Annotated in this window: 12 protein-coding genes; 8 read left to right on the top strand and 4 right to left on the bottom strand. The window is 70.8% G+C overall.

Going from position 1 to position 15,407, the window contains the following annotated elements; genetic code table 11:
* The first annotated feature begins 9 nt into the window (after positions 1-9).
* The 4 genes from ACTWQO_RS13490 to ACTWQO_RS13475 are packed head-to-tail and all read left to right on the top strand — an operon-like array spanning position 10 to position 4,813.
* The gene (locus tag ACTWQO_RS13490) at positions 10-969 is read left to right on the top strand and encodes a carbohydrate ABC transporter permease (protein ID WP_443237547.1); all 960 of its coding nucleotides are present in this window, start codon (positions 10-12) and stop codon (positions 967-969) included.
* Positions 966-1,808, top strand: coding sequence for a carbohydrate ABC transporter permease (locus ACTWQO_RS13485; RefSeq protein ID WP_443237509.1), 843 nt, complete (start codon positions 966-968; stop codon positions 1,806-1,808). The genes ACTWQO_RS13490 and ACTWQO_RS13485 overlap by 4 nt, the downstream gene beginning before the upstream one ends.
* Positions 1,805-2,833, top strand: coding sequence for a hydroxyacid dehydrogenase (locus ACTWQO_RS13480; protein WP_443237508.1), 1,029 nt, complete (start codon positions 1,805-1,807; stop codon positions 2,831-2,833). Before ACTWQO_RS13485 ends, ACTWQO_RS13480 begins: the two co-directional genes overlap by 4 nt.
* Positions 2,834-2,869: 36 nt before the next feature.
* Positions 2,870-4,813, top strand: coding sequence for a DUF2264 domain-containing protein (locus ACTWQO_RS13475; protein ID WP_443237507.1), 1,944 nt, complete (start codon positions 2,870-2,872; stop codon positions 4,811-4,813).
* Positions 4,814-4,863: 50 nt separating this feature from the next.
* On the opposite strand, the gene ACTWQO_RS13470 is transcribed toward ACTWQO_RS13475, so the two are convergent.
* On the bottom strand, positions 4,864-6,768 hold the full coding sequence (locus ACTWQO_RS13470) for a glycoside hydrolase family 97 catalytic domain-containing protein (RefSeq protein WP_443237506.1): 1,905 nt from the start codon (positions 6,766-6,768) through the stop codon (positions 4,864-4,866).
* 124 nt (positions 6,769-6,892) lie between these two features.
* On the opposite strand from ACTWQO_RS13470, the gene ACTWQO_RS13465 reads away from it, so the two are divergent.
* Complete coding sequence (locus tag ACTWQO_RS13465) at positions 6,893-9,754, top strand: glycosyl hydrolase family 95 catalytic domain-containing protein (RefSeq protein ID WP_443237505.1); 2,862 nt, start codon at positions 6,893-6,895, stop codon at positions 9,752-9,754.
* A gap of 79 nt (positions 9,755-9,833) precedes the next feature.
* Here the strand turns inward: ACTWQO_RS13465 and ACTWQO_RS13460 are convergent, their stop codons facing one another.
* Both ACTWQO_RS13460 and ACTWQO_RS13455 read right to left on the bottom strand, forming a co-directional pair.
* A complete protein-coding gene (locus ACTWQO_RS13460) occupies positions 9,834-10,025 on the bottom strand; it encodes a CsbD family protein (RefSeq protein ID WP_301986301.1) in 192 nt (63 codons plus the stop codon).
* Between the two features lie 130 nt (positions 10,026-10,155).
* Complete coding sequence (locus tag ACTWQO_RS13455) at positions 10,156-10,389, bottom strand: hypothetical protein (protein WP_443237504.1); 234 nt, start codon at positions 10,387-10,389, stop codon at positions 10,156-10,158.
* A 118-nt stretch (positions 10,390-10,507) separates the two neighbouring features.
* On the opposite strand from ACTWQO_RS13455, the gene ACTWQO_RS13450 reads away from it, so the two are divergent.
* The 3 genes from ACTWQO_RS13450 (at position 10,508) to ACTWQO_RS13440 (ending at position 13,096) form a co-directional block, all read left to right on the top strand.
* Entirely contained in the window at positions 10,508-11,353 is an 846-nt protein-coding gene (locus ACTWQO_RS13450; protein ID WP_443237503.1) for an EamA family transporter, read from the top strand.
* 101 nt (positions 11,354-11,454) lie between these two features.
* Positions 11,455-12,099 carry an endonuclease gene (locus ACTWQO_RS13445; protein WP_443237502.1) on the top strand — a complete coding sequence of 215 codons (645 nt, stop codon included), beginning with the start codon at positions 11,455-11,457 and terminating at the stop codon, positions 12,097-12,099.
* A gap of 136 nt (positions 12,100-12,235) precedes the next feature.
* On the top strand, positions 12,236-13,096 hold the full coding sequence (locus ACTWQO_RS13440) for a fructosamine kinase family protein (protein WP_443237501.1): 861 nt from the start codon (positions 12,236-12,238) through the stop codon (positions 13,094-13,096).
* 126 nt (positions 13,097-13,222) lie between these two features.
* Here the strand turns inward: ACTWQO_RS13440 and ACTWQO_RS13435 are convergent, their stop codons facing one another.
* Complete coding sequence (locus ACTWQO_RS13435; RefSeq protein WP_443237500.1) at positions 13,223-15,394, bottom strand: hypothetical protein; 2,172 nt, start codon at positions 15,392-15,394, stop codon at positions 13,223-13,225.
* Positions 15,395-15,407 lie beyond the last annotated feature (13 nt).

Here is a 15,407-nt window from a genome sequence, read left to right as displayed (position 1 = left end):
GTGAGCACAGTGCTCTCCGAAGAAGAACGCACGGGAACGAAACCCCCCGCCACGCGTCCCGCCCGCACCCGCCGCGCCGGACGCCGCCAGCAACTCCTCGCCTGCGTCACGCTCCTCGCCCCGTTCACGGCCCTGCTCATCGCCGTGTTCCTGATCCCCGTCGGCTACTCGGTCTACCTCAGCCTCTTCTCCCAGGACCACGAGGGCCTCGGCTTCGGCGGCGGCACCACCGTCTTCACCGGGCTGCGCAGCTATCTCGCGGTCCTCGACGACCCGAGCTTCCGCTCCGGGTTCGGCGTGATCGCCCTGTACTGCGTGATCTTCGTCCCGGTGGTCGTCGTCGGCGCGCTCGCACTCGCCCTGCTCCTCGACTCCGGCCTGGTCCGGCTGCGCCGCACCGCACAGATGATGCTGTACCTCCCGCACGCGGTGCCCGGCATCATCGCCGCCGTGATCTGGCTGTACCTGTACACCCCCGGCCTCAGCCCCGTCATCAAGGTGTTCGCCGAGGCGGACATCCACATCGACTTCCTCGGCCTGCACACCGTGCTGCCGGCCATCGTCAACATCGCGCTGTGGAGCGGCCTCGGCTACAACATGGTGATCTTCTACGCCGCTCTCCAGGCCCTGCCTCGCGAGGTGATCGAGGCCGCCCGCATCGACGGCGCAGGCGGCCTGCGCACCGCGCTGTTCGTCAAGGTGCCGATCATCCGCGGCTCCGTCGTCATGGTCTGCATGTTCGCCCTGATCGGCGCACTCCAGTTGTTCACCGAACCCACCCTGATGAACCAGGCCACCCCGATGGTCAACTCCCGCTACACGCCCAACATGTACATCTACGACGCCGCCTTCCGCCGCAACAACTACGGCCTGGCCTCCGCCGCGTCCGTCATCCTCCTCGTCGTCACCTGCGCCCTGTCGTACGCCGTCACTCGCTGGGCCGGCCGCCGCGAACGGAGCCCACGATGACCACGAGCAGACTCACCAACCGCGCCGTCGCCAACGTCGTCGTCCTCGTCGCGGCCCTCTACACCCTGCTGCCCGGCCTGTGGCTGCTGCTGGCCTCCACCAAGAACTCCGACGCGCTCTTCAGCAGCGACATCCTCAGCCTCGGCGACTTCTCGCTCGGGCGGAACCTCACCGACCTGTTCTCCATGGAGGGCGGCGTCTACGGCCGCTGGTACCTCAACAGCCTGCTGTACGCGGTCGTCGGCGCCCTAGTCGGCTCGCTGATCAGCGTTGCGGCTGGGTACGCCTTCGACAAGTACGACTTCCCGCACAAGGAGAAGCTGTTCGGCCTGGTCCTCACCGGCGTCATGGTCCCGCCGACCGTCCTCGCCCTGCCGCTCTACCTCGTGGCGTCCAACATCGGCCTGGTGAACACCTTCTGGGCGGTCTTCATCCCGGTGCTGTTCAACCCCTTCGGCGTCTACCTGGCCCGTCTGCTCAGCAGCGGCTATGTGCCGACCGAGGTGCTGGAGGCGTCCCGGGTGGACGGCGCCGGGGAGTTGCAGACGTACTTCCGTGTCAGCCTGCGCATGCTCGGCCCCGGCTTCGTCACCGTCTTCCTCTTCCAGCTCACCGCGATCTGGAACAACTTCTTCCTGCCCATGGTGATGCTCTCCGACCAGAACCTGTATCCGCTCAGCCTCGGCCTCTACACCTGGAACAGCTCCGCCACCGTCTCGCCCGAGTACTACCCGCTCGTCGTCATCGGCTCGCTGCTCGCCGTCGTCCCGCTGATCGTCGCGTTCGTGACGCTGCAGCGGTACTGGAAGTCGGGCCTGACCGCCGGAAGCGTGAAATGACCGAACCCCACCCTCAACGGCGCCGCCCGCGCGCCGTCCTGGCCATGGCGCAGCGGACCGCCCGCCAGGTCCTCGACGCCGACGCGCGGGCCCGCCTCGCCGACCTCACCGACATCGACCCGCACCTCGTCCTGGACGACCTGACCACGCCCGCCGCCCACCGTGCCCTCGCCGACGCCGAGTTGCTCGTCACCGGCTGGGGCTGCCCGCCCCTCGACGCGGCGGTGCTGCACGCCGCGCCCCGGCTGCGTGCGGTCATCCACACCGCGGGCACGGTACGCCACCACATCACCCCCGCCTGCTGGGAGCGCGGCCTCGCGGTCTCCTCCGCCGCCGCGGCCAACGCCGTACCGGTCGCCGAGTACGCCCTTGCCATGATCCTGCTCGCCAACAAGCGCGTCCTGGAGACCGCCCGCGTCTACCGCGCAGAGCGCCGTCGCGTCGACTGGAACGAACGTCACCCCGACGCGGGCAACTACCGCCGCACGGTGGGCATCCTGAGCGCCTCGATCATCGGCCGCCGCGTCATCGACCTGCTCCGCCCGCACGACCTGACGGTCCTGCTGCACGACCCCTATGCATCCGACGCCGAGGCCCGCGCCCTCGGCGCCCAGCCGGTGTCGCTGTCCGAACTTTTCGCGCGCTGCGACACCGTCAGCGTCCACACGCCGCTGCTGCCCGAGACCCGCGGCCTCGTCAGCCGCGACCTCCTCGCCCGGCTGCGCACCGGCGGCACCCTGATCAACACCGCACGCGGCGCCGTCATCGACCAGGACGCCCTCACCGACGAGGTGGTGTCAGGACGACTCCACGCCGTCCTGGACGTCACCGAGCCGGACGTCCTGCCCGCCGATTCCCCGCTCTACGACTGCCCGAACGTCCTGCTCACCCCGCACATCGCCGGCTCCAAGGGCGGTGAGCTGCGCCGCCTCGCCGAACTGGCCCTGGCCGAGGTCGAGTCGTACGTCCTCGGCCGTCCCTTCGCCCACCCCGTCCGGCCCGAACGCCTGGCGCGCCTCGCCTGAGGCGAGCCCGAGACGAACAGGAGGCGTGGCCCGGCCATGCCCGAACTCCCGCTCCCGCCCGAAGACCGCACCCTCAGCCCGTACACCGGCTACACCCGCGCCCACTGGGAAGCCGTGGCCGATCACCTGCTCACCGCCGCGCTCCGCTACGCCACCCCCGGCCAGGCCCTCATCGACCTGCCCGGCCCGCCCTCGAAGTCCGGCGTCCGCTCCGACGGCCTGGAGGGCTTCGCCCGTACGTTCCTGCTCGCGGCCCTCCGCACCGCCGGGGCCTCGGGCAAGGACCCGCACGGCTTCCTGGACCGCTACACCGCCGGCCTCGTGCGCGGCACTCGCACTCCGGGCCGCGACGACACCGAGTCCTGGCCGGAGATCGGCCACCACGGCATCCAGGGCCAGCCCATGGTGGAGTCCGCGTCGGTGGCCCTCGCCCTCCGCCTCACCGCACCCTGGACCTGGGACACCCTCTCCGCCGCCGACCAGGACCGCGTCGAACGCTGGCTGCGCGGCGCCCTCACGCACACGCCCGCACCCAACAACTGGTACCTCTTCCCGCTGACGGTCGCGGGTTTTCTGGAGTCCGCAGGCCGGGGCGACACCGAGACGCGCCGAGCGATCGAGCGGGGCCTGGACCTGCTGGACGGCTGGTACCAGGGCCAGGGCTGGTACTCCGACGGCGACGGCCGCGCCTTCGACCACTACAACGGCTGGGCCCTGCACCTCTACCCCCTCCTCCACGCCCACCTGGCCGGAGACGGCCCCCTCCTGGACCGACTCGGCCCCCGCCTCCGAGAGTTCCTCGACGGCTTCGCCCTCCTCTTCGACGCGAACGGCGCGCCGATCCACCACGGTCGCTCCCTGACGTACCGCTTCGCCGCGACCGCGGCCGTGGCCCTGGGCGCCCTCACCGACAGCACTCCGCTCACCCCCGGCACCACCCGCCGCATCCTCAGCGGAGCCCTGCGCCACTTCCTCGACCGCGGCGCCCTCACCGAGGACGGCATCCTCACCCTCGGCTGGTACGGCCCGCACGCGGCAACGCTTCAGCGCTACTCGGGGCCAGGCTCCCCGTACTGGGCGTCGAAGGGCTTCCTCGCCCTGCTGCTCCCGCCCGAGGACCCGGTGTGGACGGCGACGGAGGAGCGAGCCCCCGCCGAGGGCCCCGACCGTGCACTCGCCCTCCAAGCTCCCGGACTGCTCGTCCAGACCACCACCCGGGACGGCCTGGTCCGCCTGCACAACCACGGCAGCTACAAGCTCGACTCCCGCGAGCCCGAGCAGGCCCCAGGCAACCCGCTCTACGCCCGTCTCGCCTACTCCACCCGCACCGGCCCCACCAGCGCCGCCAACACCCCCGACAACCACATCGCGCTGGAGGCCCGCAGCACCCGCAGCGCCCGCATCCGCGTCAACCCCCTTGCGGGCGGCCCGAATTGGCTCGCCTCCTGGCACCGTCCGGTGTTCCCCGAGGGTGGCCCTGTCCTGCCGTCGGCCCGCATCGAAAGCCTCACCCTCGCCCGAGGCAGCCTCGAACTCCGCGTGCACCGCACGGTCGGCGTACCGCCGGGAACGCCCGTCCACCACACCGGCTGGGCGGTCGCCCTGCCCCCGGAGGCGGCGCCCGAAGCCGCCCTCGCCGACGAGATCCGCATCGCCGGCGAGGAGGTGACCAGCCGGCTCCTGGGCCTGCACGGCTGGCACCGACAGGGCATCGTCCGCGCCCCACAGGGCACGGCCTACGGCCCCTGGGCCCTGGTCCCCGAACTCACCGGAACCGTCGGCGACACCCACTCCGGCACGGTCTTCGTCGCCCTAGCCTCCCTCACCGCGGAACCGGACCCGCCCCCACTGACCGGGCAAGTCACCGTCGAGGTGGACGACTTGGCCCTCACCGCCCATTGGACGGACGGCACCAGCACGATCGTCCATCTCGGCGAGGGTGGCCCCATGGTCACCACGTTCACAACAGCGCCCCGATAGGGGCGTGGGGAACTGCGCGACCAGCCCCCCACGACCCGCACCGTGAACCACTACCCGCAGCTCGTACGACCTTCTTCCGCCGGACAAACCCGTGCAGCAAAACCGCCGTTCGCGGGCACATCCACAACAAGCCGCGAATCAGCGGTCACCTCACGTGTCTCGACGGCAAGACCACCACCCGGAGCATCCCGATAGAGATCGAGGAGCCAGTGCCCGGACCCAAGGAAACCGAGCGATACGTCCAGCGTCCGCGCACCCCCAGAAGTCACCGCTCCCAGGAACCACTCACCCCCGGACCGCCGAGCGAACACCGCCCGATCCCCAGGCGCCCCATCCACCAACTCGGTGTCGTCCCACACCGTCGGCACCCCCGCCAGGAACCGCTCCGCAAGCGGCCGGGACGCATACGACTCGACACTGTCGGCGAAGTGCTGCACCCCGGACTCGTACACCACCGACAACGCCAACTCGGCCGCGTCACTGGTGGGCCGCACACCGGTGAAGGTGACCGGCGTGAAGTCCATGGACCCGGTGACATTACGGGTGAACGGCAGCGTCGTGTAATGCCCCGCAGGGAACGGCTCACGCCCCGGCCGCGGACGCGTGCCCTCGGCGCCCCGCACCGCCTCGACGGTCATCAACTGCGGCCACGTCCGCTGCTGCCCACGGGGAATCGTGCCGCCGTGGAAGTTCAGCATCAGCTCGTTCTTGGCGCTTCCGGCGAAGATCGCGTCGTACCAGCGCATCCGGTCCTGCCCGTCCGACTCCATGAAGTCGATCTTCAGCCCGACCGCGCCCCAGGATTTCCACCGCGGCAGCAACGTGTTGATCTCGCTCGCCGCGTCGATGGTCTGCCACCGGACCCACAGCCAGACACCGACGTCCTTCTCCCGGGCGTACGCGATGAGTTCGGGCATCCAGTCGTTGCTCCAGCCCGAGTCGACGAGCACATGCTCCCAGCCCTGTTCCGCGGCGAAGTCGACGAACTTCTTCTGCGCGGCGAGGCTGGTCGGGCTCTGCCCGTCGGACCACCAGGACCAGGCGGCCTTCCCCGGTTTGATCCACGAGGTGTCGGCGACCTTGGACGGCGCCGCGAGGTCGGTGATCAGGTCGCTCTCGGTGAGGTTGGCGAGATCGCCGATCACCATCGTGCGCCAGGGAGTCGCGAAGGGTGCCGTGGCCACCTCGGCAGGGTCGGGCAGCTTCAGGCTGAAGCGGCCCGCGTCCGCGTCGACACGGTCGAGGGTGAGGCGGGAGCCCGCGTAGGAGCTGTCGAGGCCGGATTCGCCGAGCAGCATCCAGCTGTCGCCGTCGACGCGGAACAGGGACGGGTAGCCGTAGTCGGTGCCGGTCTTGGCCTGCGCGAGTGTCGTGTGGTTGTGGATGGACTCGTAGTCCTGGCGGCCGTTGTCGTACGGCAGCAGGTAGGAGTCCGCCTGCGCGGGCACCGCGTACTGCGAGGTCTCGCCCAGCACGGTGACGGTGCCGGAGTCGCCGTCACCCCGCGGGAGTTCATAGCGGTAGGCGACGCCGTCCGCGGCGACCCGCAGGGCGATCCGCAGCAGGCGGTCCTGCTTGCGGAAGGTGAAGACGGATTCGGTGGCGTCGAGAGTGTGCCGGGTGCGGGCGCCGGTGGTCGTCGTGTACGTCTCATGGACGGGCCGGTCCCGACGGCTGACGAAGCTCAGCCCATCGGAGAAGTCGGTGACGGCGGTACGGATGCCGAGGGCGGACGGCCGCAGCACCGTCGTGCGGCCGTCGCGGGCGGTCAGGGTCAGGCCGCCGGAGTCGGTGAGGGACAGCTGGGCGGAGACGGGGCCGCCGCCGGGGGCAGCGGTGCGCCAACTCCGCTCCGGGCCTGCGGCCTGGCCCTCGGCGGCGGTCGGAGCGCACAGCGCCGCCAGGCAGGCGGCGACCGTCAGGGCTCTGGTGACTGTGGATCGTACGACACGCATGTGTGCCTCCCACTCACGAGTCATCGGGTGAATCGGTCGTGCTGTTCGGTGTATTGACGCATCATTAGCCGCTTCTTACGCTCCCGTCTAGCCAAGTCATCGGATCAATATGAGGAGATCGATGATGAGAGTGAGTAGACGAGGCTTTCTCGGAGGTGTCGCCGCCGGTGCCGCGACGTCGGTCGCCGCACCGGCGGCAGCGGCTCAACAGGGCGGCGGCGCCGGCGGCCTGGTCGGTATGCGGACCGACCGCGAGTGGCAGGAGTTCCTCGCCGCACAGGACCCGGTGTGGAAGCGGATGCCGCGCACCTGGTACGAGGGGCCCTTCCTCGGCAACGGGCTGCTCGGCTCGATCGTCTACCAGGAGCCCGGCCGCAATGCCCTGCGCTTCACCGTGCACCACAGCGAAGTCCAGGACCACCGGCCGGAATTCGGCAGCGACTGGGGCGTGGCCCGGCTCCCGGTCGGCAATCTGCTGTTACACCCCGTCGGCACCATCACCGGCGCCGATCTGCGCCTCGACCTGTGGAACGCGGAGATCACCGGCACCCTCACCACCGACAAGGGCACCATCCGGCTGCGCGCGCTGGTCCACAACGACCGCACGCTGCTGCTCGTCACCGCCCGTGCGGATGCGGGCGAGCGGAACTTCCGCTGGGAGTACGTCCCTTCACCCGCCGTCAGCCCGCGTATCGTCCGCGAGGATCCGCCCGACGACCTGGAGCCCAACCCCGCACCGGTGACCACGAAGGAGCCGGACGGCACGACCCTTGTGGTGCAGGAACTTGTCGCGGGCGGGCAGACCGCCACCGCCCACCGCGAACGCGCCGACGGCGACGACCGGACGTTCTGCCTGGGCGTCACCCACTCCCACCCCGGCACCGACGCCGAGGGCCGGGCCCGGACGGCGGTCCGCAAGGCGTCCGCGCTGCCCGTCTCCAGCCTGCTGCGCACCCACCGCGACTGGTGGCACGCCTTCTACCGCAAGAGCTTCGTCTCACTCCCGGACGGCATGCTCCAGAGCTTCTACTGGCTCCAGCTCTACAAGCTCGCCTCCGCCGCCCGCGAGCACGCCCCCGTCATGGCCACCACCGGCCCCTGGCTGGAACCCACCCCCTGGCCCGCCGTCTGGTGGAACCTCAACGTCCAGCTCGAGTACTGGCCGGTGCACGGCTCCAACCACCTGGAACTGGACGCGATCCCCCGCACCCTCGCCGAGAACACCGACATCCTCATCGGCGCCCTGAAGCCGCAGTACCGGGCCGACTCGGCGGGCCTGCGCCGCTCCACCGACGCCCAGTGCGAGGACAACGGCAGCGTCGCCGTCCCCGGCGGCTCCGGTGACCCGGAGGTCGGCAACCTGCCCTGGGCGCTGCACAACGTCTGGCTCACCTACCGCCACACCATGGACCGGGGCCTGCTGGAGGACATCCTCTACCCGCTCCTGCGCCGCTCCACCACCTACTACCTGCACTTCCTGTACGAGGGCGACGACGGCCGGCTCCACCTCCCGAAGACCTTCTCACCGGAGTACGGCAGCGCACCCGACTGCAACTACGACCTGGCGCTGCTGCTCTGGAGCTGCGTCACTCTGCTCGACACCGTCGAACTGCTCGGTGTCGAGGACGAGTTGGCGCCGAAGTGGAGGCAGGTCCTGGACCGGCTCACCGGCTACCCGGTGGACGCGAACGGCTTCATGATCGGGGCCGGGGTTCCCTTCGCGAAGTCGCATCGCCACTACTCCCACATGCTCGCCGTGTACCCGCTCTACCTCGTCAACTGGGAACAGCCCGAGCAACGCGATCTCATCGAGCGGTCGTTGAAGCACTGGATCGGCTTCGAGGGCGCCCTGCGCGGCTACAGCTTCTCCGGTGCCGCGTCCCTCTCCGCGATGATGGGCCGGGGCGACGACTCGCTGACGTATCTGCGGGAGCTGGTGGCCCGGTTCGTCCAGCCCAACACCATGTACTACGAGGCCGGCCCCGTCATCGAGACTCCGCTGTCGGCGGCGCAGAGCCTGCACGACATGCTCTGTACGAGCTGGGGCGACACCATCCGGATCTTCCCCGCCGTGCCGGGGGAGTGGCGGGACGTCACGCTGCACGACTTCCGCACCCAGGGCGCGTTCCTCGTCAGCGCCGTCCGCCGGGGCGGCCGTACCCGCTGGGTACGTGTCCGCAGCCTCGCCGGGGAGCCCTGCCGGGTGCGCCACTCACTGAGCGGGCGCGTCACGGTCGCCGGGATCGGCGGCCCGGCTCCCGACTGGCGCGACCTCGGCGACGGCGTGGTCGAACTCGACATGCCCCAGGGCGCGGAGGCCCTGATCCATCCGGCGGGCCACCGCCCCGAGCTGCGGATCGCCCCCGTACCGATCTCCGCTCCCGCAGACCGGTGGGGCCTGCCGGAGCTGCCGCAGACCGGAACCGTCACCCAGGTCGACCTGACGAGCCACTTCGACAACGACGGCATCACCACCGAGATGTACTACGGCGACGGGGACTTCGACGGCACCGGCCGCACCTACCCCATGGCCCAGCTCCCGCAGACCGGCCAGACCTCCGACAACGGGATCGGCTTCGCCTTCACCAACGGCAGCGAGGGAACGAACAACAACGTCGTCGCGGGCGGCCAGAACATCTCCGTACCGCAGGGCGCCTACGGCAAGCTGCACGTGCTCGGCGCGGGCGACACGGCGAACGTCACCGTCCCGGCGACGCTCCGGTACGCCGACGGGACCACCGCCTCCACACAGCTCCGGCTCACCGGCTGGCTGGCGTCGGGACCCGCGTACGACGAGTCCACGGCGGTGACGACCAGTCAGATCCACACGCGCAACGGTCCGTTGGGCACCAAGGCGGCCATCTTCCACCAGGTCGTCGAACTCGACGCGACCCGTCAGCTCACCGGGATCACCCTGGCCGCACCGACGGGCGGCACCGCCCGGGCGCATGTCTTCGCGCTCTCGCTGGAGGCGGTCGGCGGGTAAGTGCGGGCCGGTTGGCGCCGCATGCGTTGAGGCCGCGGGCACGGGTCCACCGTGTCCGCGGCCTCGGTCCCACGGCCGCTCAGGCGCCGTCCCGCTTCGCGGAACGCCCGCTCTGCTTGATCCGCTCCTGGGCCTTCCCCTTGAGCTTCTTGGCTTCCCCGCGCGCCTGCTCGAGCTTGCCCTCGGTCTGCATCTCGCGATCGCCGGTGACCTTTCCGGTCATCTCCTTGGCCTTGCCCTTCATCTTGTCCGCGCGGCCCTTGTCGGCCATGGCTCCTCCTTGGGTGAGACAGGGCTTGCCCGCCCAAAGTAAGCGGGTGGGGCAGACCCTGCGCGTCGGACGATGACGCTGCGTAAGCACCGCGCCGCCGGACGGCCGGGGCCGGACCTTCCGGACGCGGTCAGCCGTCGAGGCGCGTACGCAGCAACTGCTTGCCCAGTTCGGCGCCCTTGCGGCTGTCGGCCTGTGCCTTGCGGAACAGGTCCACGACCTCCGTGTCCTTCTCGCGCTCCGCGTCCTGGATGTACGTCTCCAGCCGCAGCGCGTTGTTCAGGCAGGCCTCGACGTACCAGATCAGGTTGTAGTCCTTGTCCGGCGTGCCCGTGATCCCACCGGTCTCCGTGCTGCTGGTCATACGAACCTCCTCCGGTCCCGAACGGAACGCTCGAGTACCCCGAGCGGCGAGGCGTACACGGCCTCCCGAGTGCCGGCCACCGGCGGATGACGACGGCTGTGGCGGGCACCTGGAGCGGATGGGTGCTCTGCTCGCCCTGGCCTCCGCGGTCTGCTACGGCATCGTCGACTTCGCCGGCGGACTGCTGTCCCGCCGCGTCCACTTCGCCGTCGTCACCTTCCTGGGCCAGGTCGGAGGCTTGGTCCTGGCGGTCGTCGCCGCGCTGCTGATGCCCGCGACAGCCGTCCGCTCCACGGATGTCGCCTGGGGCGCTGCGTCCGGCGCCGGAAGCGCCGTGGCCATGCACTTCCTCAACCGTGGTCTGAGCCGTGGCGCCATGAGCATCGTGATCCCCGTGAGCGCGGTCACCGGGGTGGCACTGTCCGTGCTGTGCGGTGTGTTCCTTCTGGGTGACCGGCCCACTCCGCTCGCCTGGCTGGGCATCTGCGCCACCGTTCCCGCTCTGTGGCTCGTCTCCGCCGGCGGTGACGGCCACGGAAGCCGATCCCAGGCAGGGCGGCGGCTGCCGGTCGACGGTCTGATCGCCAGTGGGGGAGTGGCGCTCCAGTACATCTGCCTCGCCCAGGCGGACCCGGCGAGCGGCCTGTGGCCCGTGGCGGCCGGCCGGGTCGCCGCTGTTCTCCTCCTGCTCCCGGGCATCCGGCGGCACGCCTCCGAGTTCCGCCGGCCCGTCCGGTCGCTGGGCTGTGCGGTCCTGATCGGGGCGGGAGCGGCGCTCGGGCTCATCCTGTATCTCCTCGCCGCCCACCAGCAGATGCTGGCCGTCGCCGTCGTCCTGGCCTCCCTGTACCCGGCGGTCCCGACGGCCCTGGGACTTGCCGTCCTGCACGAAAAGGTCACCCGGACCCAGACGTCGGGTCTGCTGATCGCGGGCGCCGCGATCGTCCTGCTCAGTCTGGGGTGAGCAGCTGGGTGCCGTACGGCCGCATCGACCGGACCCGGGACGGGTACACGGAGCCGACAGCCAAGGGAAGCTTGGGATTCCGTTGAATCGGTGGCGTGACCATGAGTGCGAAGACCGACAACGCGGTGGTCCGGGCCCTGCTCGACCGGCAGGAACGCACCTACGCGGCGCAGGCCGGGATCAGGCTGCGCAATACCCCCGGCCCCCTCTACCAGACGCTGGTGCTGGCGATCCTGCTCAGCGCGCGGATCAAGTCCGATATCGCGGTGGCGGCGGCAAGGGCGCTGTTCGACGCCGGAATGCGCGACGCTCGGTCGATGGCGGACGCGTCCTGGCAGGAACGCGTCGACGCGCTCGGCGAGGGCGGCTACCGCCGCTACGACGAGCGGACCGCGACCATGCTCGGCAAGGGGGCCGAGCTGGTGCTGGAACGCTACAAAGGCGATCTTCGGCGACTGCGCGAGGAGTCCGACCCCAAGAAGGCCCTGCTGGACATACCGGGGATCGGTCCCACGGGAGCCGATATCTTCCTGCGCGATGTGCAGGGCGTATGGCCGGAGTTCGCACCGTACTTCGATCGCAAGGCCCAGGACGGTGCGCGCCGGCTCGGGCTGCCGACGTCGCCCGACAAGCTGGCCGGATTCGTCGGCAAGCGTGACGTGCCCCGGCTCGCGGACGGCCTGGTCCACGCGGCCCTCGACAAGCCCCTGGCCGACGAGGTGCTCGACGCCGTCAAGGCGGCGTGACAAGCCGTTCCGGAGTACGGAGCCAGGGCGCGGCCGGCGTGCCGCGTTACGCTGGCGCCGTGCCGGACCTGATCGAAGTCGCGCGGCTGCACCGCCCTGACACACCCAGCCGCCTTGCGTACGGGCACCGCAGCTCATGACCGCCGGTACCTCGCGCGCCGCGGCGGCGCGACTCACGGGGCGCCGAGTGACGCACGAGCGTCGGCTCAACGCCACACTCTCCGAAGTCACCCTCGATGGCGGCCACATGGTGATGGCCAAACGCGGTGACGGCCGCGCCGCCGCTGAAGCTGAGGCGGCCGGGCTGCGCTGGCTCGCCGCCGCCGGCACGGTCCGCGTACCGGCGGTGCACGGCCACGACCGGCACTGGCTGGTGTCGGACCGCGTCCCGCCCGGCGCGCCGACCCCCGCTGCGGCGGACCGCTTCGGCCGTGAGCTGGCCGCCCTGCACGCGTCCGGTGCCCCCGCGTTCGGCGCCCCGCCGCCCGATGGCCCGGTGGACGCGTACATCGGGCTGGCCCTCATGCGTAATTCGCCGGGCACCGACTGGCCGGAGTGGTACGCGGAACACCGTGTGCTGCCGTACCTGCGCCGCGCGGTCGACGACGGCACGATCCGCCCCGCGGAGGCGGCCGTCATCGAGCGGGTCTGCGAGCGGCTGCCGGAGCTGGCGGGCCCCGCCGAGCCGCCCGCCCGGCTGCATGGCGACCTGTGGAACGGAAACGTGCTGTGGGGCGCCGACGGTCACGCCTGGCTGATCGACCCGGCCGCGCACGGCGGACACCGTGAGACCGACCTGGCGATGCTCCGTCTCTTCGGCTGTCCCCACCTGGACCTCGTACTGGACGGCTACCAGCAGACCGCGCCCCTCGCCGACGGCTGGACGGACCGCGTCGGACTGCACCAGCTCTTCCCGCTGCTGGTGCACGCGGTGCTATTCGGCCGTGGCTACGCGGAACAGGCCCTGGACGTGGCTCGGGCGGCACAGGCGCGGTGATCCGCCTGTGCCGCCCGAGCACGAAGTCGAGGGCGAGGAGAGCGAAGGGACTGAATCATCGAAGCCGCTTTCGCGGCGGGTGAGAAGGAAGCCCCTTCATGGCCTCGCCACGGGCAACCGTAACAGTCAGTCGGGGATCAAGTCGCGCAGATTTTCGGGGGTGATGATCCGGGAGTCCGGATGCAGACCCTCGGGGCGCTCCAGTCCGATGTAGGTCACGGGCTCGTCCGGGACCGTGCCGCCGTCCCACGGCAGCACCGTCGCGCCCATGTCGGCCATCAGGCCGGTCAGATGACGGACCGTCAGCTGCTCGCGCTCCACAATCGCACGCAGCAGCGTCGCGACCGTCACCCGGTTGCCCTCGACCCGGTTGTGCGACGGCATCCCCTTCAAGTAGAGGTGCAGCCACCGGGCATGCCAACGGCCGTCCCGCCCACGCCGGAACGCGAGCGGCAGCGCGACCCGGCCCGGACCACGCAACTCCGACTTCATGCGCACCGTGCGCGGCTCGAAGGGGCGGCCCTGCTGCTCGGCCTCGCGCAGCATGAACCCGAAGAACGACTCCGCGGTCTCCTCGAAGCCCTCCCCGGAGTAGATGTTGACCTGCGGCACGATGAACGTGCTCCGCACGGTTCCGAGGCGCAGGTTGATGAACTCCGAGGCGCCGTCAGGGGCTTCGGTGATGTCGCCGGAGTGCTCGCCCTCGAAGTTCCGCAGGTTGGTGTACGACAGCCAGGACACGGTCGCGTACGTGGCGTCCAGCAACTGCGCCGACAGGTCGTAGTCGGTGTCCTGCTCCGTCTGCTTCCAGTACACGAAGAACCGCAGCAACTCGCCGTCGACCGGCGAGACGGAGCCGCGCGGCAGCACCCCGAGGCCGGACGCGGTCGCCTTGCCGCTGAGTGGAAGCGCCACATCGAGGACGTCGGGATCCACCAACAGCCGTTCCACGGCCGGGAGTCGGCGACGCGTCTCGGTATCGAGCGTGGCGATCAGCCGCTTGCGCTCCGCCGGCAGGACCGGCGCACGCGTGTCGTCGGTGACATGGGCGCGGCCGAGGCGATTGACGAACACCCGGCGCCCGCCGGTCCCTTCGGCCCGGTTGTGGAGATGCTCGCGCACCGACAGCACGACCCGGCCGGACACCAGCGGGGCGACCTCCTCCGCGGCGGCCACGACGGCATCGCGCTCCTCCTGCGTGCCGGCCGAGCGCAGCAGTCGGTCCAGCGAGCGGAACAGCTTGCCGGGCGCGGACTTCAGCAGCTCCGTCGCGCCCGTGACGTCGTCCATGCCGAGGCGTTCCTCGACCCGAGCGTCGAAGGACGGCGCCCGCTTCTCGCCACGGGCGACCGCGAACACATCGGCGGCATACGGCAGTCGCGGGTACTCGTGCGGATGCAGCCGCTCACCGAGCCGCTTGAACGCCTCGCGATGCGCGTGTACGTCGGCCAGCTTGGCCTCGGACGCGGCCACCACGGAATCGAGCCCCGCCATCAGCGCACGGCGGACCCGGCGGGACAGCCCCCGGAAACGCGTCGGCTCCTGAAGGGTCACGTCCCCGTCCGACAGCGCACAGGCCAGCCGCAGCACATCGGTCACCGTGTCCAGCAGCAGCGCCGAACCCGCGTCCAGCCGGGCCCGGTTGACGACGGCCCGGTTCTCCCGCACCGGGATCGCCTCGGGCTGCGGACCGTGCGCGCACAGCCCGGCGAGGACGCCGAGGTCACGCAGATCGTCCGCGTTCAGCGGCGTGCTGCTGCCGGCCAGGGCGAGATAGAGCGCGGTCACCTCGTCGTCCAGGGCGCCGCCCAGGTGCAGGACCGTCATCCGGTCGCCCGCGGCGGCGATCAGCTCCTCGTGCGCGGCCAGCATCTCGGTGTACGTGTGGCGGTAGGTGCCGTACGTCGGCAGGGTCAGCAGGTCCACCACACCGCTGCTCAGCTGCTCCAGAGTGCGATCACGCGTGGCGTCGTCGGCGAGGGCCTCGGCGACGCAGCGCATCCAGAAGTCGAACGTGTCCGGCACGTTGGCCGGGAAGTCGATGAAGTAGACGTTGTGCCGGACGTGGTCGCCGACCATCTCGCGGACGGCCGCCAGCGTACGGACGGCCGTGTCGACGACCGTGCCCTCGGACAGCCCCGACAGCCGGTCCATCAGTTCGGCGGAGAGCTTGAAGCCCACGGACATCAGCGCGGCGTCGAACTGCCGCGCCACGACGGCGCCTTCGCCCGCGGGACCCGTCGGGGAGGGGAGGCGGCGCGTGTGACGTACGACCAGTGCTTCGGGGCTGTGGGCCATTCCTGGATGGTCC

Origin of the sequence: Streptomyces sp. 4N124, assembly GCF_052245395.1 — a bacterium.
Taxonomy (GTDB): domain Bacteria; phylum Actinomycetota; class Actinomycetes; order Streptomycetales; family Streptomycetaceae; genus Streptomyces.
This window is presented reverse-complemented; position numbering and strand designations above follow the sequence as displayed.

Bases quoted from the DNA above. Each gene is read 5' to 3' on its own strand.
- ACTWQO_RS13485 (WP_443237509.1), top strand. From the start codon at position 966: ATGACCACGAGCAGACTCACCAACCGCGCCGTCGCCAACGTCGTCGTC.
- ACTWQO_RS13460 (WP_301986301.1), bottom strand. From the start codon at position 10,025: ATGGCCGACAAGGGCCGCGCGGACAAGATGAAGGGCAAGGCCAAGGAG.
- ACTWQO_RS13480 (WP_443237508.1), top strand. From the start codon at position 1,805: ATGACCGAACCCCACCCTCAACGGCGCCGCCCGCGCGCCGTCCTGGCC.
- ACTWQO_RS13450 (WP_443237503.1), top strand. From the start codon at position 10,508: ATGGGTGCTCTGCTCGCCCTGGCCTCCGCGGTCTGCTACGGCATCGTC.
- ACTWQO_RS13475 (WP_443237507.1), top strand. From the start codon at position 2,870: ATGCCCGAACTCCCGCTCCCGCCCGAAGACCGCACCCTCAGCCCGTAC.
- ACTWQO_RS13470 (WP_443237506.1), bottom strand. From the start codon at position 6,768: ATGCGTGTCGTACGATCCACAGTCACCAGAGCCCTGACGGTCGCCGCC.
- ACTWQO_RS13435 (WP_443237500.1), bottom strand. From the start codon at position 15,394: ATGGCCCACAGCCCCGAAGCACTGGTCGTACGTCACACGCGCCGCCTC.
- ACTWQO_RS13445 (WP_443237502.1), top strand. From the start codon at position 11,455: ATGAGTGCGAAGACCGACAACGCGGTGGTCCGGGCCCTGCTCGACCGG.
- ACTWQO_RS13455 (WP_443237504.1), bottom strand. From the start codon at position 10,389: ATGACCAGCAGCACGGAGACCGGTGGGATCACGGGCACGCCGGACAAG.
- ACTWQO_RS13440 (WP_443237501.1), top strand. From the start codon at position 12,236: ATGACCGCCGGTACCTCGCGCGCCGCGGCGGCGCGACTCACGGGGCGC.
- ACTWQO_RS13465 (WP_443237505.1), top strand. From the start codon at position 6,893: ATGAGAGTGAGTAGACGAGGCTTTCTCGGAGGTGTCGCCGCCGGTGCC.